Genomic DNA, 23,057 nt, shown 5'->3' with positions numbered 1-23,057 from the left:
TAATTTTTACACAAATATAATGTGGTTTTTTAAAATAAAAAATGTTTTAGTGTTTTTTTTAAGCAAACTTAATTTCGAAATGGAAGCCTTTCTTTTCTAGTTCTTTATATTTCTTAGCATTGAACTTAAATAGCTTTGCAGGTCTACCGCTAGATGGTTGGTGTATTTTGTCGGTTTCGGTAAGTATCCCAAAGCTCATAATTTTTTTTCTAAAATTACGACGGTCAATTTTTTGGTCAAGAATAGTTTGATACAAATTTTCTAAATCAGAAAAAGGAAACTCTTTTTTTAGTAATTCAAAACCAATAGGTTGGTAGTTTATTTTGTTTTGAAGTCTTTGTAAAGCTGTGGTTAAAATACGATTGTGGTCAAAAGCTAGTTTGGGCAATTCATGAATAGGGAACCATTGCACTTCAGCAGCGTCTGTATTCGCACTGATTTTAAAATGATAGGGGCTCACTAATCCAAAATAGGTAACAGAAATAACTCTGTTTCTTGGGTCTCTTTTGGGAGTTCCAAAAGTGTACAATTGTTCAAGATAATCAATAGTGACTCCAGTTTCTTCTAATAGTTCTCTTTCAACGGCATGCTCTAGTGATTCGTTTTCTAAAACCAATCCACCAGGTAATGCCCAAGCTCCTTTAAAAGGTTCGATGCCTCTTTTTATTAATAAGACAGAGAGTTCTTTTTGTTGGTAACCAAAAACAACAGCATCTACAGCAACTTTTATATTTTGTGATATCTTCATTTAGTGTTGAATTTACACAAAGTTACGAAAGTTTTAAAAAATTATGGATTCTTATTTTTAAACTTGGATGTTAGTTTATGCAAAGGTGTTTTTTGACTGTCTTTTTGCAATGTAAACTGCACAATTTTAGCGGTAAAGGCAACAAAAGTTCCGATAGATAGAAAGGTATATATTATTGTAAATATTTTACTAATGCTATGTGTGGGTACGAAGTCTCCATAACCTACCGTTGCCATTGTCATTACAGAGAAGTATAAAGAGTCTATAACCTCCCAATGCTCAATTTTGTGATAGAATATAGTAGAACTTGTTAATAGTAAAGAGAGAAAAAAAAATAAATATCTAAATTCAGTATCTTTTTTGATACCTATAAAAACAAGTTTACAAAAGCGATAAAAGTTGATAAAGAATGAAACCATAAGTTGAAAAATACGTTAGAAGAAAAGTTGAAGATATAACTTACTTACAAACTTTACAATCTTCTTTGTCTTGAATTTCACCTACTAACTTTCCTTCTTCGTTAAGTGAAAATCCACAGCAATCCATAAAACCTTGTGCAATCAATTTACGAGCACGTTGAATTTGAGATTTTGTAGTAGGTAAATTTTGCTGTAAAGTATCAGCAACTTCTTGTTGTTTTAACCCTTTTATGTCTGATAAAAACAGCGGATCTCTATATTTTTTTGGTAAATCTTGTATGATTGCACGAAGACAATCTTTTTCGGTATGTTCGTGTTCTTTTGAGTCTGTTTGTGCTTCAAAATTGTTTAATTCAACTGTTTGGTTAGTGTTTTTGAAGTAATCCATCATCGTGTTCCGAGCAATCGTAAAAATCCAAGATTTTAGTTTGGTAATGTCGTTTAAGGTGTGAAGTTTCGTATGAACTTTTATAAATGTTTCTTGTAAGAGGTCATCAGTCGCATTGGGGTCTTTCACTTTACTTAAAATAAAGTGTTTTACATCATCTGCGTATTTTTTCCAAGCTTGTTGTGTTGTCATGCTAGTAAATTTACGAAAAATGCCACGCTGAATAAAATGAATATTTTGTTTTCATTGTGTTCAGAGTGACAAGAATTTTAAAAGTTGATTTAATTAACAGTTACAGTTATTACACGTACAGTTTTCACAAGTACAATTTGAGCAGTCTCCTATTTTGCATCCTTCGCAAGTGCAGGTGCATTGATTATTGTTTTTCATGATATTATTTGTTTTGTGTGTTTGTATAGTAGACTAGAAAATGAGTATAAAGATGCATTTATTGTTAAAAATATTTTTGAAGGTCTTTTCTAACAGGAATAGGTTTAATTGCAGATATGTTAGAGCCACCTGTATTTCCTGTAGGTACCCAAATTAAAGTAAATAAAATTGAAGCTATAATTCTGAAAAATTGTCCAATAATTTCTTTACTACTGTTTGTTTTTATTCCGTAAATAAACATCCAATAATGAGATAAAGTATGTCTATATACATGTTTTTGTCCCAATATATGAGCGTTTTCTAAATGATAAAAAGACACTCGAAAGCTTTTACTTTTAAGTGCCTTTTTAGCTAAGATTAATTGATTGTAAAATTCTTGTTTTCGTTGTAGTTGTGTCATGATTTGTTGACTTTATAAATCAGACTACAAAGAATAAAAAAAAGATGCGTTTTTTTTTTTTTTTTTTTTGTAAAAAGCTTTAAATTAGCGTTTTAACTAACTTTAAAATTTATTTATTATGAAAAAAAGAAAGATTATTTTAGGATTATTAATTATGGTGTTTGGCCTTATATCTTGTAATGATAATGAATCTCTTGATACTTTGACGGATACAAAAATGAGTCCAGATGAGTTTTTTTCTAAAGTAGCTGCTATGGATATACAAACATCAAATGATGAAAATGTCATATACATAGATGTTAAGTATGATAAGAAGAATAACACTATTGAGTATCTTAGTTCTATTGAGGCAGAAGCAGACTTTTTTATTTTGGACAGTGATAAAGATATTCAAAGAAGGATTGAAGAAAGTAAATATGAGGTAACTTGTAAAGGAGGCACAAATGAATTTACTAAGGGGTGTGATGGAAAGTTTTCATGTGGTAAGTTAATTTATAATTGTTTACAGTCAGGAGGATGTGCTACTATATGCCAAAACAGAATAACTTATGCTCCACAGAATAGGACATTTTATATAGAATAAATTATTTTATTAAATAGCAAGAGCCTTAGAAAATATTTTCTAAGGCTTTTTTGTTTAGTAAAATCTTTGTTTTTAATTCACTTTTTCTCCATTTACATAGGTTGCTATTACTTTTGTATTCGGAATTTCTTTTCCGTCAATAGCCATTATATCCTTATCAAGAATGATAAAATCAGCGACTTTACCAACTTCGATGCTTCCCTTTTCGTTTTCCTCAAAATTTGCATAGGCATTCCAAATGGTCATTCCTTTTAAGGCATTTTCTCTAGATAAAGCATTTTCCATTTGGTAACCACTTTCAGGATACCCTTTTAAATCTTTTCTGATAGTAGCTGCGTAAAAAGTATATAGCGGACTTACATGTTCAATAGGAAAATCGGTTCCTAAAGCAACTTTTCCGTATTCTTTTAATAAGTCGTTAAAGGCGTAAGCTCCTTTTATTCTTTCTGCACCTACTCGGTCTTCTGCCCAATACATATCAGAAGTGGCGTGTGTGGGTTGAATAGAAGGAAGTACATTTTTGAATAAATCAAAGTCATTCAGATCTACAATTTGAGCGTGTTCAATACGCCAACGTCTGTCAGTTTTATTTTTCAATACTTCGTTGTAGGTTTTTAACATCACATAATTGGCAGAGTCACCAATAGCATGGGTGTTCATTTGATAGTCGGAAGCAGCGATTCTCTTCGCTACTTTTTGTAGGTTCTCATAGGAATTTACCAAAGCACCAAAATGTCCTTTCTTATCAGAATATTCATCTTTAAGAGCAGCTCCTCGAGAACCTAGAGCTCCGTCAGAATAAACCTTTACAGAACGAACGTTTAATCTATCAGTTTTAATGATGCCTTTGTCGAGGTAGTAATCAAGATTTTTTTGATTGTTTGAAATCATAGCGTATATACGCATTTTTAAACCTCCAGATTGTTGTAAGCTATCAATTAATTCAATAACTTCTTTATCTAAACCAGCATCGTCAACGGTAGTTAATCCTAAATCGAAACATATTTTTTCAGCATCTTTTAATGCTTGAATTTGCTCCTTTTTTGATGGTTTTGGGTTGTTAACAAAATTCATCGCATTGTCAATAAGTACTCCTGTTAGCTTGCCGTCCTTTTTTATAAATTCTCCTCCGTTAATTTTTGAGTCAAGAGTTATTCCAGCTAAATTAATAGCAGCTTGATTGACTAACATTGCATGACCATCAATTCTACGAATGGCTACCGGTGTGTTTGGAAATATACTATCCAATTTTTCTTTGGTAGGGAATTCTTTTATTTCCCAATCATTTTGATCCCAGCCACGACCTGTGATGTAGGTTGTGCTTTTTTCTTTTTGAAAAGCAATTAAGCGTTGTAGTACTTCATCATAACTTTCAGTTCCAACTAAATCTACTTTTTGTTGTTGTAAGCCTAGTCCGTAAAAATGGCAATGTGCATCTATAAATCCTGGGTATATTGGGTTGTTTTTGGCATCAATAATGTTGGATGTGCTATATTTTTCTTGAATTTCTTTATTGTTTCCTATGGCTATAAATTTTCCATCTTTAATAGCGAAACTTTCAGCGGTATCAAAATTTGAGTTTACTGTATAGGTATTGGAATTAATAACAATAGTGTCTACTTTTTCTTTTTGTTTACAAGAAAGCAGGAAACTAAAAGCAAGTAGAGGGAGTAGTGTTTTTTTCATGGTTGGTATTGTGTTAAAGGTATAGATGTTCAAATGTATTTAAACTTAAACAAAAAAAGGAAAACTAAAACTAGTTTTCCTTTTATAAAAATACATAACAGAAAAAGTTCCTATTTACTAACGGCTTGTAAAGCAGCGTCAAAAGCAGGATCAATATAAGTTGTTGTTAATTCATCTACTTGTTCTTGTGTAGGGATAGTTTTTACATCTGGAGCAACACCAATAGCTTCAACAACTTTTCCTTTACTATTTTTAAATGCCATTAAAGGCATGTAAAATTCTAAATATCCGTTGCTTAATCTATTTCCTCCATTAAATGAATCTTGGCCTCCTAAGCCTGCAGTACCACCACCGCTATTGTCTCCAACGATTGTTACATGGTCTCCTTGAGATTTAATCATCATAGTACTGATTTCTGCCATGCTAAAAGAGTTTTCGTCAATTAAAACTGCTATAGGAATATTTTGTTCAAGGGCAAATTTGTGAGGTTTTGTTTCTACTGGCGTCCATGGACTGTAATTAAAACGACCATTGCCTTCTTTTGTTCTTTGGTATCCCCAAACTTTTTGTTGCGTTATAAATCTTTCGGTAAAAATACGGGCATCAATTACATATCCACCGCCGTTACCACGTAAATCTAAAATTATTTTTTTTGCTGTACCATTGGTTATAGGGTTGTATAATTTTTGATAAAGATCAAAATTGTAATTTGAAGTGATAGAATTTAACAATTCGTCAAATTCATCAGTAAATGTAAAGCCAAAAAAAGAAATGGTACTAGCAAAGCTAGAAACTTTTTGGTAAGTTGTTATGCGCTTATTGTAAATTCCGTATAATATATTAACAGCTTCTTTTTGTGCTTCTGTAGTAGTTGGAGCATTGTAATAAGCGCCTAATATAGGTAATACAGTTGCATGTTTTGTTTTAAACTCGTTTTTAGCAGCCTGTGTAAAGCTAGCTAAAGGAGCTAAACTGTTTTCAAAGTCGCTAATTAACTCAGTGTTTTTAAAGTTGTCAAGAGCGCTTATGTAAGTTTTATACTCGTTAGAATTAATTACTGTGTTTACTAGTGTTTTAAAAGAGGATAAATTATCCTTCATCAAAGCTTCAAACTCAGTACCAGCTTCATTATCTAATTTTTTTAAGTCATCAAAATACGATTGATTAATACCATCAATATCGCTAATGTCTTCTAATAAAGGGAATGCTCCTTCTATTATAGCAGTTGGATAAACCTCAAAACCAGTTAACTGAATATACATTGTTTCTGGGTCACTTTTTAAGAAACCAGCTAAAATAGGACCTTCTTGAACAATTGTAGTAGGATCTAGCTTGTCATTAGTCATAACCAAGCTTACTTCATCTTTGTTAACTTTTGGGTTCCTTTGGTTTCTTCCAAAGTTAACAAAACCGTCTTCTTCAGTATACTTGTACTTCATATTACTAGAAAAACCAGCAGAGATAGAAGCGCTACGACCTGGTAATTTAACACTAGGTAAAGGAATGGTTACACTTAAACCAAAATGTTGATCTAAAACTTTTCCAGTAATAATTTCAGCAAAATATTTGAAGGCTAAGTTGGCTTCTTTTTCAGCTTCAATAGGACTTGCATCTGCCTTATTAAAAGTTGTTAGTCCTTTAAATTTTGGACTGTATTTTTTGTATACATTGTCCCAACTTTCTTCTTGTTCGTTAAAGTAGTTATAATCGTTATTCATGGTATCCCAAAAAGCATTGAAAAGATCCGAATAACTAGCTACATCAGTTCTGTCTAATTCAGCTACTTCTAAAGCGTCTTCTCTACAAGATTGAAGAGTTTGTAATGATAGAACTACTATAAATATTTGTAATATGTATTTAAGTTTTTTCATAATAATTTAGTTTTTAAAAGTTGTAAGATATTCCTATACCATAATTAGAGGTGGTATAATAATAATTAGAAGTATTTCTTAATTGTTCTTTTTGGTTGTCAGATAAACCATACATAAAAGAGTATTCAACAAATAGGCTTAAGTTTTTGTAAAAGTTATAGCCTAATCTAGTTTCAGCTTGTAGGCCATAATCAACTCTGTTAAAATGATTTTCATTTTTATCAAAGTCGTAAGTTTCAGTTACTGTTTTCTTAGGGAAACCATCAAAATCAAGTTCTCCAAAAACTTCAACTGTACTTTCTCTTTTAAGAGAGTTCCACCAGCCTACATAAGTTCCTGCAAAAACTTCAAAGTTAAATTTGGTGTCTTTTAATGCTTGATGTAGTGGTTGTATTCCTACCATTACGGGAATGTTGAAATATCTCGACCTATGAAGGGTAGAAACGCCTTCTCGTGTTCCTGTTCTTTGAAATCTATAGTTTTTATTAAGGTAGGTTATCCCTGTTTGTATACTAATGTGTTTATAAACGTTAAAGTTGAAACCTGCTTTAAAGTAGTTTCCATCCTCATTTGTATATTCGGTATCTACTCTGTTGTTGGCGCTATAAGTAATATCATTGTTATTTAATCCTCCTGAAAAACTTACTCTAAATTTATTTTGAGCAGAAAGAGAAGAGTTAATTAAAAGGGCAACAAAAAGAAGTAAGAGTACTTTAGGGGTAAAAGAATACTTTCTTCCATGAGTTTTTTTATTTTTCATGCGTGTTATGTTAAAATTAATAAATAATAAAAGGTATCCGAATATGGATATAGCGTAATTTTTTCTAGAATAAAATTGCGGTACTAAAACAAGTGAATTGCTAAAAACCCTAATATTTTATTTAAATTAATGTTAAAAAGAAGTGAATTTTATGTTTTTTTTATATGAAAAGCAAGAAAGTGATATTTGTTAGCGATTTGATTTGTAGTGTTGTAGGTTGTTGTGTGTTTTGATAGGATTTTTTTAAAATATTTTTATTTTTTTTAAGAGTATTGAGGTTGTGTTGTCGCTTTAGTACAGTTTTTCTATAATACTTCTTGATTAAGGAGTATTAGTATGTATAAATTAAATAAGCGATATATAATAGTAAAAACTGAAGAGGTACTCTTATAATGGCTATTTTTTTAGATCCGATTGCAGGTTTTTCTCTGAAAACATCCCAAATATGAATAGGTAAGAAAATTAACATTAATACCAGCATTGCTAAGGCTGCTTGTTTGGAAGTTTGATTAATTAGTAATCCAATACCTATTACCAGTTCTAATAAACCAGCTATATAGTTTATTGCTAATTTTGGAAGAAAATTAGGGATAAAGCGATTGAAAATCTTAGGCTTTATAAAGTGCATAATCCCTGCAAAAGCGAAAAATAGTCCGAATATGATTCTTAATACTATGATAAGAGTATCCATGAATTAAGGTTTTAAAGCTTCTTCGTTGTATAAATATGTATCCATTAAATATACAATACTCGCCATAGAGGCGCTACCTAGTTCTAATTCGCGTTTATTAACTTTGTCAAACGTATCTGTAGCGGCATGATGGTAATCAAAATAGCGCTGTGAATCTGGTCGGTAGCCTACTAAGGTAACATGGTCGTCTTTTAAAGGACCGATATCTGCACCGCTACCTCCAGCAGTAATATCATGTAATCCGTAAGGAGCCAAAAGCTTTTTCCAGCTTTGAACTAGTTGTAAGTTTCTTTCATTAGCATCGATAGAAAAACCTCTAGGGGTATGACCACCTGCATCAGATTCTAATGCTCCAATATGTAATTCGTTGTTTTGTTTGGCTAAACGAGCATATTCTGTTGCTCCTCGCAAACCATTTTCCTCATTCATAAAAAAGACAATGCGTACGGTGTTTTTTGGTTGAATATTGTTCTTTTTTAATAGATAAGCAACTTCTAAAGACTGTACAATTCCTGTTCCATCATCGTGTGCTCCTTCTCCTAAATCCCAAGAATCTAAATGTCCACCAATTACCATAATTTTGTTAGGGTATTCACTTCCTTTAATTTCTCCTACAACATTGTGTGAAGGGGCATCAGGTAAGTTTTCACAACTTTGTTTAAAGTAAAACTGTAAGTTAGGTTTTTCTTGTAAATGCTTACTTAAATTTTCTGCAGCACGAGAACTTATAGCAGCTGCTGGAATGTATTCTTCTTTTGGAATATCGCCGTACCCCATAGAACCTGTGTGCGGATAATCATCAATTCCGTTAGTCATAGAACGAACAATGACTGCTTTTGCTCCAAATTTTCCAACTATAGCAGCTCCGCCATAGCGCTGTCCTACACAGCCTCCATAAGCTTGGAAGGTATTAATAAGTGTGTTGTCAAAAGCACCGTTAAAGAACACAATTTTTCCGTTGGCTTTATCTCCTAACTTTTTGGCTTCTTCAATGTTTTTAACTTCAATAACTTCAGTAGTAATTCCATTAGTTGGTGTTGCAATTGAACCTCCTAAAGCACAAATGGGAACATTTATTTTTTCTCCGTTAAATTCATAATGAGCAACTTCTTTTTCTCCACGAACCCAATGAGGTACCATAACAGGTTGTAGCCAAACAGAGTCTAAACCAACTTCTTTCATGAGTTTTTCTCCCCAAATAACAGACTTAGCAGCTCCTTCTGATCCTGATAAACGACTTCCAATGTTTTGTGTTAAATCGCGTAACCATTCGTATGATTTACCCTGGGTAAGTGCAGTACTGAATAGTTTTTTTATCTGTGTAGAGTCTTGTTGGTAGTTTACTTCTGTGTAAGTATTAGAAGCGGTAGTAAGTTGTTTTTGTTCTGTTTTACAAGCAAAAAAAGCAATGCTTGTAAGTAGTAAAAAGGTTCGTTTTTTCATTTGGGTATTCGTTTTAACACCTTAAATGTAAGTTTTATATTTTAATTGTTTAGAACAAGGTGTCAAACTTCCAAGTTAAACCTCCCATTGCTTGAAATCCTTGTACGTTAAAGTTATTGAATCGTTGATAGCTGTTGTTTAAAACATTGTTTAGGTTTAAGAACACAGAAAAAGAATCATCAAAATGATAGCCTCCATTAAAGTTTACATCAAAATAACTTTTTAAGTCTATCGAAGTAAAGGTCTCAGCAGGTAAAGTATCATAAACTCGTCCATTACGATTTCCTACGAAGTATAAGTTAGCACCAGCAAACCATTTAGTAGTTTTGTAGGTTCCAAAAACTTCTCCTTTTATCTTAGGTGTGTTCCAAGCTTCTGTTTCGTTAGTTAACGTGAATTTATTAAACTGAGCATTCGCTCCAATAGTCAAGTTTTTTATACCGTCAAAGGCAACTTCACCAAAGAAGGTCATCAGTTTAATATCGTCATATACAACCTTAAAAGAGTTTCCGTATTCATATCCGTAAAAAGTAAACCCGTTAGTTCCAGCAATGTTATCACCTTCCGATTTTGATTGATTCAGCACAAAAAATGGATTATTTTCAATATCAGCATAACTTACTTTTGCATGATAACTAAATTGATGGTTTAGCTTACCTCTAATTCCTCCAAAAGCATCAAACTTTTTATTAGTTTGTCTCATGTCAAGAGTGGGAGACAAATATGGATTGTTATCTGTAAAAGATTGATACATATTTGTGGTTAAATCACCAGAAGCACCAACAAATACATTTGCTAGTTCTTTAACGATAGGATAAGAAATCTCCACGTCAGGATAGATGAAAAAATTGTTTTCACTATTTTCTGTATCCATTGAAAAGTAACTTTTAGCTCCTAATTGAATTGCTAAATCTTGTACATTGAATTTATAATTAGGGTGCACTCCAAGTGTGATGAACTTATACTCTATAGGAGTTACGGCGTCGTAAGCGTAAGCATACGAGCCTCCTAAATAATGCATAGTAGTATTTACATACAAATCGTTTAATTGACGGTGAAAATTATCTAAAGGAAAACGAAATTGTGCATTACCATCCACTAAAAACTCTGCGCTTTCAAATGAATCTGAAAAAAATGAAATTGCGCCATTTGCTTCGTCCAAATAAGAGTCGTCTGGTTTTACTTGACCGAAGATTTTGATATGATTGTAACTTTGACCTTCTTCAATAGCACTTAAAGTGGCTTCGGTAAACGTAATATTGGTGGGCAAACCATACCAGTTGTATTTGTCTTTTTCAGCATCTAAACCAGCCGACCATTGAAAGTAACGTTCTTGTTGAGTATAGTTTAAGTTTAGGTCAATATTATAAAAAGTACTACTTAATTCTGTGTCAGCTACAGGGTCAGATGATAATAAAAACTTTAAATGCGCTCCTAATTCACTATTGTAGCTTTCACTACGTCTTACATAGGCTTCTAAAAAGGGTGAAAGTACGTTTCCGAATCCAACCGATACGTAGTTTGGGTATAACTTTTCTCTTTTGCCCAAGTCAACTTTTTTCATTGTTCCACTTTTGGGGATAAAAGTAGAGGCAACAGGCACTGAAAATATTTGATATTCTAATGCTTTTTTCTGAGTTTCTTTAGTGTGTTCAATTACAGGTTTCTGCTTTATTTTAAAAGCATCCGTAATTTTAGGAACATATGAAGTTACCACATTTACAACTTCGGTTTTTATAATAGTGTCTTTTGTTTTATTAGTGACGTTTTTCTCTTGCGCATTTGTATATGCTACTACAAATAACACAAGTAAACTTAAGTGCTTTTTCATCGATCTAGTCATTTAACTTTCGTTTGTTATTAACAAATTTTAGTTTTGGGTAGTTACTGATTCGTTTGTTTTTGCTTCTTTATTTTTAATGGTACGAAGCTCGTTTTTTGCTTCCTCAATTACATCTTTATACTGTGTGAAGTTTTTAATAATGTTTTCCAAGATGTATGTTGCTTGGTAGGCATCTTTTAAAGCGTAATAATTTTTTGCCATAATTATATAACTTTTAACTCCCCAGTACTTATATGATGAGTAGTTAGCAATTAAATTTTGTACGGCTTGAGTAGATGCTTCATATTCTTTGTTTTCATGTAAAAAGAAAGCATTGTAGTATAAGCATTCGGCTTTCAATTCACCGGTAGCTTTTTTACTAGCTTCATTAAAATATTCTTCAGCCGTTAAAAAGTCATTGTTTTTGAAAGAAGCACGAGCTAAAATAATTTTAGCATCCTCAGCAATATTAGTGTCTATTTTCCCTTTGGTTAACACTTTTTCAGCATAGGTAATAGCATTACTATAAGCCTCTTTTTTATAGTACCCTTTCATTAAATTACTTTGCGCAAAAATGATGTTTTGCGGATAGTTAGCTTCTTTTTCTAATTGTTGTAGGACTAAAATACCGTTGCTCCAATCTTCTTTTTGCAAATAAATATTAGCCAACTTAGTTAAAGATTCTTCAGTAAACTCACTTTTAGTTTGTTTGTTTACATAGGTGTAGTGAGGTATAGCTTTATCAAATAACTTTGTGTTGTTATACGCTTGAGCTAAGTAAAAATGAGCTTTTAATACATTAATTCCATTAGGGAACTGTTGTAAGTATTTATTGAAACCTTCAATAGCTTTAGTATTGTTATTTTCTAAGAACTTATTTTCAGCAGATTGATAAGTGGCGTTGTCTAATTCTACATTGGTAACATTAGCAAAAGGGATGTTTTTAACCCAAGTGGCATATTCATCTACTTTACCAATATCGATGTATACATTTTTAACGTTGGTTACTGCTTGTTTTGCTTCGTTAGAATTTGGATGTTTAGCAACTACTTCTTTATATTTTTCAATAGCTTTTCTGTTATTGTTGTTGCTATAATACAGTAACCCTTGGCGTAATAATACATTTGGAATGTAGTTGCTTTTTGGGTGGTTCTTTAATAAACGTTCGTAAGTTTTTTGTGCCTTTGACGCATTATTCATGGTGGTGTACGTGGTTGCTAACTGAAATAAAGCATCATCTTTTAATTGAGAACCTTCATAATTACTAATTAAAGTTTCAAGTTCTTGGGCTTTAGCATCATTCTTACCTAAAAAGCCATTACTCATAGCTGTTTGATATTGCGCATAATCAGCCCCTACACCACCTTCTTGAATTACTTTATTATAAGCTTTAATAGCGTTTGTGTAGCTTTTCGAAGCATAAAAAGAATCTCCCAAACGATTAGAAGCATCATCATTTAAATCGTTATCATCCAAATTTTGTTCTAAAAATTGCTGAAAGTATTTTGCAGCATTAGGATAACTTTTTAGTTTGAAGTTGGTGTACCCAATTTGGTAATTTAGCATCTTAGCTTCGTTAATCTCTTTATCAGTAACCGATAAGAAGTGTTTAAGGGCATTTTGATAATTTCCCAAAGAATATTCGGTTTCAGCTAACCAATATGCCCCTTTATTGCTCACAATAGTATTTTCTGATTGCGTTGCATTTATAAAGTATGGTTTGGCTTCTGTTATTTTAGTTTCGTTGTATAATTGAATACCTCTGTATAAGGAAACTTCATTGATAATACTTTTACTTTCTGGAGTCTCTGAAGTGCTTAAAAAATCCAAAGCACCTTGATAATCTCGTTGGTGTAAGTATGAGGTCACTAACAAATTACTAATTTCAGCAGCATTTGGAGAAGTTGGGTATTTCGCTAAGAAGCCTTTTAAAACATCAGGAACACTTTCGTAGGGGTTCCCTTCTTCGTAACTTAATTTTGCGTAATTTAAAGAAGAGCTTTGAGTAATTTGAGCATCGAAATCCATTTCACTAGCATTCTTGAAGGCGTTTAAAGCTTCTGGTTTTTTATCTAGTTCTAAATAACATTCTCCTAAATGGTAATAAGCATTTTGCGCTACTTTATTATTTCCCCCTATAATTTTATTAAAGTTGCTAATAGCAGTTTCGTAGTCTTTTTGTTGATAGTAAGCATAGCCTAAATAATAGTAATCGGTATTTGTCCAACGACCATTTTTACCTTTATATTCTTTTAAATACGGAATAGCTTCTTCGTATTTTTTTAGATTGAAATAACTTTCCCCAACAATTTTAGAAATTTCTGAAGTTTCTTTTGGGTCTTTTGTAGTTGTTAATAATTGCTCTCCAATTTGAATTGATTTATCAAATCTTCCAGCTTTAAAACTAATGTCTAATATATAGTAGTTTGCTTTTGCTTGGTAAGTAGCATCGTTTGCTAGTTGACTTAAATTGTCTTCAGCTTCTCCAAAATTTTCTTGCTTGTAGGCAATGTATCCGTAGTAATAACGAGCGTCGTTACCGTAAATAGGATTTCCTAACAGGGTTTGAAAGCGGGATTTGGCATCTCTTAAGTAATTAGAAACCAATAGGGCATACCCCATTTTATAATTGAGTTCATTTTTTTCTTCCAGACTCAATAGCTTTTCATTTACTTTTTGATACCATTTTAAGGCGTGTGCCGCTTTTCTGTTGGCAAAATAATAATTACCAACATTTAAAAAAGCCTTCTCTTTTTTATTGTTGTACGGGTAGTTTTGAACGAATTGATTAACTCTATCATCAGCATCATCTTGCTGTAATTTTATTGCGCACATAGCATCGTAATAGTCAGCATCAGCTTTTAAATTATGATGCTTTTCAGAGTTTACAGAAACTTCACGGAAAAGTTCTTGTGAAGCAGCATATGCTTTATTGTTGTATAAACGTATTGCTTTATGAAAATCGGCATTTGCATCAGTGTTTATAGCCGATTCTTGCGCTATTACCGCTGTTGTAATGGTTAAAAAAAGAAATAAGTAGCAGCTTTTTTTGAAACAGTTAAATCTCATATTTTTTAGTTATCTAGAAACTATAACGTTAGTTTTTTATTTTTGTTGGGAGACTTTTTATCAAAAGTAAGAAATGTTACAGAATTACGTTATAAAATTTTAGATTTGTAAAAAACTACATTCCATGGAAAATCCTGTTTTACACCTTGAAAACGCAGATATTTATCAACAAGACAATTTAGTATTGTCAAAAGTAAATTTTACCCTGAATAAAGGTGATTTTTATTATTTAATCGGAAAAACAGGAAGTGGAAAAAGTAGTTTGTTAAAAACCTTGTATGGAGATTTACGTTTACAACGTGGTTTAGGAAGTATCGTTGATTTCGATTTAAAGAAAATGAAAGAAAAGGATATTCCTTTTTTAAGAAGAAAACTAGGGATTGTTTTCCAGGATTTTAAATTGTTAAACGATAGGAATGTTTATGAGAATTTAGAATTTGTATTAAAAGCTACTGGTTGGAAAGATAAAAATGAAATGAAAGATAAAATTCATGAAGTTTTAGATAAGGTAGGGATGAAGGAGAAATACTATAAAAAAACTTTTGAACTGTCGGGAGGAGAGCAGCAGCGTGTAGCAATTGCCAGAGCGTTATTAAATGATCCTGAGTTAATTTTAGCAGATGAGCCAACTGGGAACTTAGATCCTAAAACGTCATTAGAGGTGATGGAGTTATTGAATGAAATTCATCAAAGTGGAAAAACGATTCTTATGGCAACGCACGATTATCAATTAATTGTGAAATTTAAACAGAAGGTGATTAAATGTGAGGGAGGGGAATTGTTTGAAGTGGTACAGCAGGCTGTATAGTATATAAAAACAAACCCACTTCAAGAATGAAGTGGGAAAATTGCTATGAAAAACTATGAAAAGAAACACTACTAATGCTTCTCTATTATAAAGACGCCCAGATGGGCAAAATCTTACATCGATAGTGTAATTTTAACAAAAGTTTATAAAAAAAACCTGAGTAATTTTATTACTCAGGTTTTTAATATTTAAGACTGCTAATTTCTTAGAAAGTTAATGCAGTATTGTTGTTTTTAACAGCTTTAGCTGAAGAAGTTAACGCAGCTTTTTCTTCTTCGCTTAAGTTAATCTCAACGATTTTTTCAATTCCGTTTTTACCTAATACTACTGGTACACCAATGCATAAATCAGTTAAACCGTATTCTCCTTCTAACAAAGCTGAACAAGGATAGATTTTCTTTTGGTCACAAGCAATGGCTTGTACTAATCCAGATACAGCAGCACCTGGAGCATACCAAGCAGAAGTACCTAATAAACCAGTTAGGGTAGCACCACCAACTTTAGTATCTTGTTTTACTTGCTCTAATCTTTCTGCTGATAAGAATTCAGATACAGGTACAGAGTTACGAGTAGCTAAACGCGTTAAAGGTACCATTCCTTTGTCAGAGTGACCACCAATAACCATTCCGTCAACATCAGAAATAGGAGCTTCTAAAGCTTCTGCTAAACGATATTTGAAACGAGCAGAGTCTAAGGCACCACCCATACCAATAATTCTGTTTTTAGGTAATCCAGTTGCTTTGTGTACTAAATACGTCATTGTATCCATTGGGTTAGATACTACGATGATGATTGTATTAGGAGATTGCTCAACTAAGCTAGCAGCTACTGATTTTACGATACCAGCATTGATTCCTAATAACTCATCACGAGACATTCCTGGTTTACGAGCAATACCTGAAGTAATTACACAGATGTCTGATCCAGCAGTCTTGCTATAATCTCCTGTTGTTCCTGTAATTTTAGTGTCAAAACCATTTAAAGAAGCAGTTTGCATTAAGTCCATTGCTTTACCTTCAGCAAAACCTTCCTTAATATCAACTAAAACAACTTCAGAAGCGAAATTTTTAATAGCAATGTACTCAGCACAACTTGCACCTACAGCACCTGCTCCTACAACCGTTACTTTCATTTTATATATGTTTTTTGTAATTAATTATGTTTAAGAGTGCGGAATCCGCACAAGATGCACAAAAATAGCGATTTGGCTATGGATATAAAAGAAAAACCCGTTGATATTTCAACGGGTTTTATATTGTTAGTTGTAGCTAAATATTTTTAAGTCTTTTCCTTTAGAAAAATAAATCTTTTTAGCAGGCTTGTCAATTTTGTATTTTGGTTTGTCTACACCAAATTCATAAGTTTCAACAATGCTCCCTGTATCTTTGTTTACTTGAATTAATATTTTTTTACTGTCTTTTCGAGCGTAGAAAAAAGCATTGTTTTTTGTAGCTTTAAAAGCGTTGTATCGATTTCCGTTCCATAATGAGTTTGATAATTCTGCAATTTTCAAACCTTGGTCGTGTTGTTTTGCTCCTTTGTTAGCATAAGCGTCTCCTTGTTTTGCAACATTAGCATTTCCAACAAAGGCACCAGCTCCATAAAGAGTTCCACCAACAGCCATATTTCCAATTCCAGACACCTGCATTGTTGCAGCTGTAAGTCCTCCAGCAAAAGAAGCAACGTTTTGAAGATGGCGAAGTCCTTCACCTGGTTGTTGGAAAAACTCTTTTTTGGTAACATTCCCTTCAAGGTCAGTCATTACGAATTCCCAATTACCGTTTATAAAATAGCCATTGTTTCTAGCCTCGATAAGAGTTATGTCATTTTTGTCGTGAAAGTCAATCTTTTTCACTTGGTCTTTTCCAAGTCCTTTATCAGGGTTTAAAATGTATAGTTTCTTACCACTTAATAAAATTAAGTTTTGGTTTTTTTTATCAAAAGTAAGTTTGTCGCTTTTTTCGTCTAATCCTATTTTATAAACTCTCTTTTCTTTTCCGTTTTCAAAATACTCTATTCTGTAGGGAGTTACAAAAATTGTCCCGTTACCGTAAGAGAAAGTGGTGAATTCTTCTTCGTCATCTACTTCGAAATCTACATTTTTTATGACTTTTTGAGGCTTTTTCCAAATTTTCTTACCTGTATTGTCTACTAAATGTTTTTTGTTTTTGTAGTAAACCATATAACCTTCCCCTGTTTTTTCAACACCTTTTATTTTCTTCTTTTTGAATTCTTTTTTCCAAGCTTCTTCGCCTGTGTGGTAATCAAATAATTTTGCTCCATCTTCGTGAATCAAGAATAGTTTCCCAGCTTCAAATTGATAGTCTACAAAACCTTCATCTAGTTTAATAGATTTTTTCCACGTTTCTTTACCAGAGTTTACGTCAAAAGCAATAAGCTCTTTCCCAATTACTTTTTTACCTAATAAGGATAAGCCCATAGTAAATCCAGCTTTAATAGCCCCACCAACAAGAGAACTACTTTTGTTTTCAACAGCAATTAAAGATTTGTTGTCTTCTGTAAAGAATAATTTGCCTGCATCGTACTTTTTAGATAGTATAACTTTTCCGTCAGATTTGTTGATTAAAAAAACAGTTTTACCTGCTGTAAAAGCAATTTTGTCTTCGTTTTGGACAAAGTTATAAGTACCTGCTCCTCCCAATAAACTTCCTAGTTTTTTATTGGTTTTTATAGTGTTTTCCCAAATAATTTTATCATTTTCAATACTGGTTAAAAATAACTTTGCTTCAGTTTTATCTGTTTTAGCGAAAAACAAAATAGCATTATTGTCAAAAACAAATTTATGATCAAAAATCTCTTTATATCCATTGGTCTTTTCGTCTAAAATTTTATGACCCGTTTTGATGTTAAAAATTGTTTGATTAAATTTTCCGAATGGAGATAATGCTACCTCGCTAAAAGAAGAGCCTCCGTCTTGTCCAAGAGCATTTAAATTTTTGATAAATCCAGTTTCTTTGAATTCCCATATTTTTACACCTGTTTCACCATTTACACCATATACAGCACCAGCTGTTGTTATTACAGGAATTCCTGTTAGGTTGTGTAGGTAAACGTCACTAATTTTACTGTCAAGAGTAAGTGTGTGATCAGGGTTCTTTTGAGCGGACGCTAATACAAAGGTTAATAGAAATAATAAGAATAATTTTGTTTTCATAACACTTAAGAATTAAGGAGTTAAAGTTTTGTTAAAATAAAAATTAGCCGCGAATATAGAGATTAAAAAAATCCTATTTTAGGAAATAGGATTTTTTTATTGTGCATTTTATAAAGTGAGTGAGGATTATCTAAAGCTAAAAGCAATCCCTGCATTAATAGCGTTGTATTCTTGCAAGGTATAGTCAGCAAAAATTTTAAAGAAACCTAAGCTTAGCCGTGTACCTAATGTGGTTTTAAAACCGCTAACGTTGGAGTCTAGATTTAAAGGGTTGGTTAATGTTCTTTGGTTTAAAGAGGCGTTGTAAGAAAGAGTATACCTTCCTGTCATATCTAAAGATGATGTACCGCCTGTGTAACCTATTCCGCCATAAATATTGATGACAGGGAAATTTAATGAGGCTATTGCTTGAACCGTGTAAGAGTTTAAATTAAAGTCGACTTTACCATTTTCAATTTCAATGTCGTCATTTGGGTCTTCGTCAACAATATTGTAATCTACTCCCATGGTTGAGTATGTAGCTAATAAAGAAACGTGTAAGGGAGTCTTGTCCATTGGGCCGAACCAGTCTGTAATTTCCTTTTTTAAACCAATACCAAATAGGCCACCTTTTACATCATCGCTTCCAACTTTAGGAACATAGCGTAAAATAATATCTGATTTAAAAGGTAATCCCATGCTTGCTTGAATAGCAGGTGCTGGAACAGCGTTTAAGGGAAGGTCTTCTTTAATTCCTCCAGGCATATCAAAAGTTCCAGTATAGGTGATTCCGCTTTCCTGAAATGTAACAGTAGCTTGGCTACCGTTATTTTCTGAACCAGCCACTGTGGCAGAAGTGATATCTCCTGTAGGTTGGTTGATTGAGGTTAAATTAGCTAAGCTAAACATTTCGTCTTTTGAAGGAACCATAGAGCCGTTAAAACCGATGGTAAGATCAAAGCCAAATTTTTTATGAACTTTAGCGGTGTGATACCAACCATTATTCATACCGTAAATTAATCCCTTCATAGCAGGATTAATATAGGCGTTAGTTAATCGATTCGTATCTTCTTTACTGGCAAATAAAATTCCTTCAGGGCCGTCTTGAGCTTTCATGCCAAAACTTACTATTAACATTAATAGTGGTAATAGAATTTTTTTCATAATAATGAGGGTGTTGTTTTAAGAAGTAAAAATATAAAATAAAAAAAAGCTCAATAATATTAGTGAGCTTTTTTAAAGTTAAGAACATATTTTATGCATCAATATTCGCATATTTTGCATTCTTTTCAATAAAATCTCTACGTGGAGGAACTTCATCACCCATTAGCATAGAGAAGATTCTATCAGCCTCGGTTAAGTTATCGATAGTAACTTGTCGTAGTGTTCTAAACTCAGGATTCATGGTAGTGTCCCATAATTGTTCTGCGTTCATCTCTCCAAGACCCTTATAACGTTGAATAGTGACTGACCCACCCATTTTTTGAGCAATTAAATCACGTTGATTGTCATCCCATGCATACTCGCGTTTTTGTCCTTTTTTAACTAAATATAAAGGAGGAGTGGCAATGTAAATATATCCTTGTTCAACCATTTCACGCATGTAACGGAAGAAGAATGTTAAAATTAAAGTAGCAATGTGAGAACCATCTACATCGGCATCACACATAATAACTACTTTATGGTAACGTAATTTGGTCAAATTTAATTCACGAGGGTCGTCTTCTGTTCCGATTGTAACTCCTAATGCGGTAAACATGTTTTTGATTTCTTCATTTTCAAAAACTTTATGTTGCATAGCTTTTTCTACATTTAAGATTTTACCTCTTAAAGGAAGAATGGCTTGGAAATTACGATCACGACCTTGTTTTGCAGTACCACCTGCCGAGTCTCCCTCAACAAGGAATATTTCACATTGAGCAGGGTCAGTTTCAGAACAGTCAGATAGTTTACCAGGTAAACCACCAATACTCATTACTGTTTTACGCTGTACCATTTCACGAGCTTTACGTGCTGCATGACGTGCTTGCGCAGCTAAAATAACCTTTTGAACAATGGTTTTAGCGTCATTTGGATTTTCTTCTAAGTAATCCGTTAACATTTCAGAGACTGCTTGAGATACTGCGGCACTTACTTCACGGTTACCTAATTTTGTTTTTGTTTGACCTTCGAATTGAGGCTCTGCTACTTTTACAGATACAATTGCTGTTAATCCTTCACGGAAGTCATCACCAGCAATTTCGAATTTTACATTTTTAAGCAAACCAGATTCATCGGCATACTTTTTTAATGTATGAGTTAAACCACGACGGAAACCTGACAGGTGTGTACCGCCTTCGTGTGTATTAATGTTGTTTACGTATGAGTGTAAATTTTCAGCATATGAATCATTGTAAACCATAGCAACTTCTACAGGAATGCCATTCTTTTCACCTTCCATAGAAATTACATCTTGAATAATTTGTGTTCTTGTTCCATCTAAGAACTTCACAAATTCAGATAAACCTTCTTCTGAATGAAATACCTCAGAAATATCGTTTCCTTCATCGTCCTGATTACGTTTATCTGTTAATGTAATGGTGATACCTTTGTTTAAGTATGCTAATTCACGCATACGTGTGGCTAAAGTATCGTAGTTGTATTCTGTTGTTTGTTGAAAGATAGATTTGTCTGGTAAAAACGTAACAATAGTTCCAGTAAAATCTGTATCTCCAATAGTTTTTACAGGGTATAAAGTTTTACCTCTTTCGTATTCTTGTTGCCAAATTTTACCTTCTTTGTGTACGGTTGCAGTTAAATGATCGGAAAGTGCGTTAACACAAGAAACTCCAACCCCGTGTAGTCCACCAGAAACTTTATATGAATCTTTGTCAAATTTACCACCAGCACCAATTTTGGTCATAACAACTTCAAGAGCAGAAACACCTTCTTTTTTATGAATTCCAACAGGAATACCACGACCGTTATCTTTTGTGGTAATAGAGTTGTCTTCGTTAATAGTAACTTCAATAGTGTCACAGTGGCCAGCTAAAGCTTCATCAATAGAGTTGTCTACTACTTCGTATACCAAATGGTGCAATCCTCGTACTCCAACATCTCCAATATACATGGAAGGACGCATACGTACATGCTCCATTCCTTCTAACGCCTGAATACTATCGGCTGAATAATTATGTTTTTTTTCTTCGCTCATTATAAAGAGAATTAAATTAAAGTCTTTATCATAAAAAAAATCGCTGGAAAGCGATTGTTGTTGTTATACAAATTTACAATTTTTAAAACTTAAAATAAAGTTTTTAAGCGGTTTTTGTAATATTTTATCAACAATTGCTTGAGTGATAAAAAAGCTCTTAAAAAGGCTAAAAACACTTTTAAATTAGAATTTGAAGGTAAAAAAGAGGTTGGTATTAATCGTTCTTTTGCAAAATAGCTTATATGGCTTTAAATGCGTTAAAAAAAAGAAAGGTTATGAAATGAGTTTTTTAATGTTAAAAAAATGTATATAAACTAAAGTTTATATGATGTTTGTGTTTCTTTTGTAAAAAATTAACATTTTTTAAGGTTTTTGTTATGTTTTTTACTAATATTGGGATTAGTATTAATATATAAAATATTTTAAAAATGAAAACCCCCCGAATTTTATTAGGAGCTTTATTAGCTTCGATGCTGTTTGTTGGTTGTAACAATTCAGAAGAATTAGTAACTGACGTGGAAAATTTAACAGAATCGCAAACTTCTGATTTTGTCAATAAGAAGGAAGCTACTTTTCAGTTTATTGATTTGATGAAAAATCAAGATTTTAAAGAGAAGACGCTTGAGTTATTGAATAATCAACAACCAAGTGTAGCGATGTCTAGAATTTTAGACCAAACTTCTGCGTTTGTGAGTCATGACGAATCGTATAAAAAGTTAATGTCTAAAACAACGATGTTGGAAGCGAGGGCGTCTAAAGATGCTGCGCCAGAAAAGATAGAGATTTTAGAAGTTTGGATGCATAATGGAGAGAGAATAGAGAATTTTTCTGAGGTGTTGTTTTCTTTTGCTCCTGAAGGAGATGAAAAAACATGGAAGAGAGTTGAAGCTTATACGATCGATAAAGAGGTTGTTTATCTTGATCCTAAAGAAGCACCGAGTCAAACAGTTATTGTTATTGAAACCGACGGTTTTGAAACCTTAAAAAAAGAGGTGACTTATATGAATAAGTATCTTCAAGAAAGTGGAGTGCAAAACAATAGGTTCCTAAATTCTTCATTAGATTTAAGTGCAAAATCTGCTAGAAATACAGGTTTGGAGACCACAAAGTTAGATAAGATAAGGTTAAATGATGATGAAGAGCCATGGATTAGTGGTGCCGCTGAGGTATATGCAATAACATCAGGAATTAAAGATGATGAAAACAATCCTGAAATTAAGATAATACCTATGTATTATTTAGATCATGATGATACTGATTATTATCCAAATCAAATATTGTTATTTTGGGATGACTATCAGTACCAAGCTGCGAATATTCAGTTATTTGAAAAAGATGATAATACCAATTATAAAGATTTAGTTGCTGCTATTGTAAACGGTGTTTTTCAAATTATTGGAACAGTGTCAACGCAACCTTGGGTTAGTGTTTTGGGACAAGTTGCTGGAGCAATAATTCAAGCGATGCCAGACAGTTGGTATGCGAATAATGATGATTATGTAGATTCTTTTTATACTATTGAAAAAAATAAGAGCTACTATAATTACTACGGAGCTAGAAGAAATGCAAAGGTGAACTTATCTCCTTTTTATGTAGCGCCAAATTAAAAGGTAAGAGATAAGTAAGTGAAAG

At 32.6% G+C, this 23,057-nt stretch carries 18 protein-coding genes; 3 read left to right on the top strand and 15 right to left on the bottom strand.

What is annotated here, in order from left to right; all coding sequences use genetic code 11:
• Window positions 1-58: 58 nt before the first annotated feature.
• The 4 genes from V1T75_RS04980 to V1T75_RS04965 form a co-directional block, all read right to left on the bottom strand.
• Complete coding sequence (locus tag V1T75_RS04980) at window positions 59-748, bottom strand: NUDIX domain-containing protein (RefSeq protein WP_330487461.1); 690 nt, start codon at window positions 746-748, stop codon at window positions 59-61.
• A 41-nt stretch (window positions 749-789) separates the two neighbouring features.
• Window positions 790-1,167 (bottom strand): potassium channel family protein, encoded by a 378-nt coding sequence (locus V1T75_RS04975; RefSeq protein ID WP_330487460.1) that lies wholly within the window; start codon window positions 1,165-1,167, stop codon window positions 790-792.
• A 40-nt stretch (window positions 1,168-1,207) separates the two neighbouring features.
• Complete coding sequence (locus tag V1T75_RS04970; RefSeq protein ID WP_330487459.1) at window positions 1,208-1,747, bottom strand: sigma-70 family RNA polymerase sigma factor; 540 nt, start codon at window positions 1,745-1,747, stop codon at window positions 1,208-1,210.
• A gap of 262 nt (window positions 1,748-2,009) precedes the next feature.
• Window positions 2,010-2,345: a DUF3703 domain-containing protein gene (locus V1T75_RS04965; RefSeq protein ID WP_330487458.1), complete on the bottom strand. Its 336-nt coding sequence runs from the start codon at window positions 2,343-2,345 to the stop codon at window positions 2,010-2,012.
• Window positions 2,346-2,463: 118 nt separating this feature from the next.
• On the opposite strand from V1T75_RS04965, the gene V1T75_RS04960 reads away from it, so the two are divergent.
• Window positions 2,464-2,928 (top strand): hypothetical protein, encoded by a 465-nt coding sequence (locus V1T75_RS04960; RefSeq protein WP_330487457.1) that lies wholly within the window; start codon window positions 2,464-2,466, stop codon window positions 2,926-2,928.
• 72 nt (window positions 2,929-3,000) lie between these two features.
• Here the strand turns inward: V1T75_RS04960 and V1T75_RS04955 are convergent, their stop codons facing one another.
• The 7 genes from V1T75_RS04955 to V1T75_RS04925 form a co-directional block, all read right to left on the bottom strand.
• On the bottom strand, window positions 3,001-4,614 hold the full coding sequence (locus V1T75_RS04955) for an amidohydrolase (protein ID WP_330487456.1): 1,614 nt from the start codon (window positions 4,612-4,614) through the stop codon (window positions 3,001-3,003).
• 110 nt (window positions 4,615-4,724) lie between these two features.
• Window positions 4,725-6,485: a S41 family peptidase gene (locus tag V1T75_RS04950; protein ID WP_330487455.1), complete on the bottom strand. Its 1,761-nt coding sequence runs from the start codon at window positions 6,483-6,485 to the stop codon at window positions 4,725-4,727.
• Between the two features lie 13 nt (window positions 6,486-6,498).
• A complete protein-coding gene (locus V1T75_RS04945; RefSeq protein WP_330487454.1) occupies window positions 6,499-7,245 on the bottom strand; it encodes an outer membrane beta-barrel protein in 747 nt (248 codons plus the stop codon).
• 331 nt (window positions 7,246-7,576) lie between these two features.
• Window positions 7,577-7,936 (bottom strand): DoxX family protein, encoded by a 360-nt coding sequence (locus V1T75_RS04940; protein ID WP_330487453.1) that lies wholly within the window; start codon window positions 7,934-7,936, stop codon window positions 7,577-7,579.
• Window positions 7,937-7,939: 3 nt separating this feature from the next.
• Window positions 7,940-9,379, bottom strand: a complete 1,440-nt coding sequence (locus V1T75_RS04935) for a M20/M25/M40 family metallo-hydrolase (protein WP_330487452.1) — start codon at window positions 9,377-9,379, stop codon at window positions 7,940-7,942.
• Window positions 9,380-9,428: 49 nt separating this feature from the next.
• Window positions 9,429-11,222 carry a hypothetical protein gene (locus tag V1T75_RS04930; protein WP_330487451.1) on the bottom strand — a complete coding sequence of 598 codons (1,794 nt, stop codon included), beginning with the start codon at window positions 11,220-11,222 and terminating at the stop codon, window positions 9,429-9,431.
• A 27-nt stretch (window positions 11,223-11,249) separates the two neighbouring features.
• Window positions 11,250-14,270, bottom strand: a complete 3,021-nt coding sequence (locus V1T75_RS04925) for a tetratricopeptide repeat protein (protein WP_330487450.1) — start codon at window positions 14,268-14,270, stop codon at window positions 11,250-11,252.
• Window positions 14,271-14,394: 124 nt separating this feature from the next.
• Between V1T75_RS04925 and V1T75_RS04920 the strand changes: the two genes are divergently transcribed.
• Entirely contained in the window at window positions 14,395-15,078 is a 684-nt protein-coding gene (locus tag V1T75_RS04920) for a cell division ATP-binding protein FtsE (RefSeq protein ID WP_330487449.1), read from the top strand.
• 205 nt (window positions 15,079-15,283) lie between these two features.
• On the opposite strand, the gene mdh is transcribed toward V1T75_RS04920, so the two are convergent.
• The 4 genes from mdh to gyrB form a co-directional block, all read right to left on the bottom strand.
• The gene (gene mdh, locus V1T75_RS04915) at window positions 15,284-16,210 is read right to left on the bottom strand and encodes a malate dehydrogenase (protein ID WP_330487448.1); all 927 of its coding nucleotides are present in this window, start codon (window positions 16,208-16,210) and stop codon (window positions 15,284-15,286) included.
• A 126-nt stretch (window positions 16,211-16,336) separates the two neighbouring features.
• A complete protein-coding gene (locus tag V1T75_RS04910; protein ID WP_330487447.1) occupies window positions 16,337-18,253 on the bottom strand; it encodes an outer membrane protein assembly factor BamB family protein in 1,917 nt (638 codons plus the stop codon).
• Window positions 18,254-18,379: 126 nt separating this feature from the next.
• A complete protein-coding gene (locus tag V1T75_RS04905; protein WP_330487446.1) occupies window positions 18,380-19,396 on the bottom strand; it encodes a DUF6588 family protein in 1,017 nt (338 codons plus the stop codon).
• Window positions 19,397-19,487: 91 nt separating this feature from the next.
• Window positions 19,488-21,425 (bottom strand): DNA topoisomerase (ATP-hydrolyzing) subunit B, encoded by a 1,938-nt coding sequence (gene gyrB, locus V1T75_RS04900; RefSeq protein ID WP_330487445.1) that lies wholly within the window; start codon window positions 21,423-21,425, stop codon window positions 19,488-19,490.
• Window positions 21,426-21,853: 428 nt separating this feature from the next.
• Here gyrB and V1T75_RS04895 point away from each other — a divergent pair, with 428 nt between their 5' ends.
• Window positions 21,854-23,032, top strand: a complete 1,179-nt coding sequence (locus V1T75_RS04895) for a DUF3103 family protein (protein WP_330487444.1) — start codon at window positions 21,854-21,856, stop codon at window positions 23,030-23,032.
• Window positions 23,033-23,057 lie beyond the last annotated feature (25 nt).

The organism is Tenacibaculum sp. FZY0031 (assembly GCF_036350695.1).
Lineage (GTDB): Bacteria > Bacteroidota > Bacteroidia > Flavobacteriales > Flavobacteriaceae > Polaribacter.
The sequence above is the reverse complement of the archived record's forward strand: the minus strand, read 5'-3'. Positions and strand labels throughout refer to the sequence as shown.

Bases quoted from the DNA above. Each gene is read 5' to 3' on its own strand.
- V1T75_RS04960 (WP_330487457.1), top strand. From the start codon at position 2,464: ATGAAAAAAAGAAAGATTATTTTAGGATTATTAATTATGGTGTTTGGC.
- V1T75_RS04910 (WP_330487447.1), bottom strand. From the start codon at position 18,253: ATGAAAACAAAATTATTCTTATTATTTCTATTAACCTTTGTATTAGCG.
- V1T75_RS04905 (WP_330487446.1), bottom strand. From the start codon at position 19,396: ATGAAAAAAATTCTATTACCACTATTAATGTTAATAGTAAGTTTTGGC.
- V1T75_RS04950 (WP_330487455.1), bottom strand. From the start codon at position 6,485: ATGAAAAAACTTAAATACATATTACAAATATTTATAGTAGTTCTATCA.
- V1T75_RS04930 (WP_330487451.1), bottom strand. From the start codon at position 11,222: ATGACTAGATCGATGAAAAAGCACTTAAGTTTACTTGTGTTATTTGTA.
- gyrB (WP_330487445.1), bottom strand. From the start codon at position 21,425: ATGAGCGAAGAAAAAAAACATAATTATTCAGCCGATAGTATTCAGGCG.
- V1T75_RS04925 (WP_330487450.1), bottom strand. From the start codon at position 14,270: ATGAGATTTAACTGTTTCAAAAAAAGCTGCTACTTATTTCTTTTTTTA.
- V1T75_RS04955 (WP_330487456.1), bottom strand. From the start codon at position 4,614: ATGAAAAAAACACTACTCCCTCTACTTGCTTTTAGTTTCCTGCTTTCT.
- V1T75_RS04940 (WP_330487453.1), bottom strand. From the start codon at position 7,936: ATGGATACTCTTATCATAGTATTAAGAATCATATTCGGACTATTTTTC.
- V1T75_RS04965 (WP_330487458.1), bottom strand. From the start codon at position 2,345: ATGACACAACTACAACGAAAACAAGAATTTTACAATCAATTAATCTTA.
- V1T75_RS04945 (WP_330487454.1), bottom strand. From the start codon at position 7,245: ATGAAAAATAAAAAAACTCATGGAAGAAAGTATTCTTTTACCCCTAAA.
- V1T75_RS04975 (WP_330487460.1), bottom strand. From the start codon at position 1,167: ATGGTTTCATTCTTTATCAACTTTTATCGCTTTTGTAAACTTGTTTTT.
- mdh (WP_330487448.1), bottom strand. From the start codon at position 16,210: ATGAAAGTAACGGTTGTAGGAGCAGGTGCTGTAGGTGCAAGTTGTGCT.
- V1T75_RS04935 (WP_330487452.1), bottom strand. From the start codon at position 9,379: ATGAAAAAACGAACCTTTTTACTACTTACAAGCATTGCTTTTTTTGCT.
- V1T75_RS04895 (WP_330487444.1), top strand. From the start codon at position 21,854: ATGAAAACCCCCCGAATTTTATTAGGAGCTTTATTAGCTTCGATGCTG.
- V1T75_RS04970 (WP_330487459.1), bottom strand. From the start codon at position 1,747: ATGACAACACAACAAGCTTGGAAAAAATACGCAGATGATGTAAAACAC.
- V1T75_RS04920 (WP_330487449.1), top strand. From the start codon at position 14,395: ATGGAAAATCCTGTTTTACACCTTGAAAACGCAGATATTTATCAACAA.
- V1T75_RS04980 (WP_330487461.1), bottom strand. From the start codon at position 748: ATGAAGATATCACAAAATATAAAAGTTGCTGTAGATGCTGTTGTTTTT.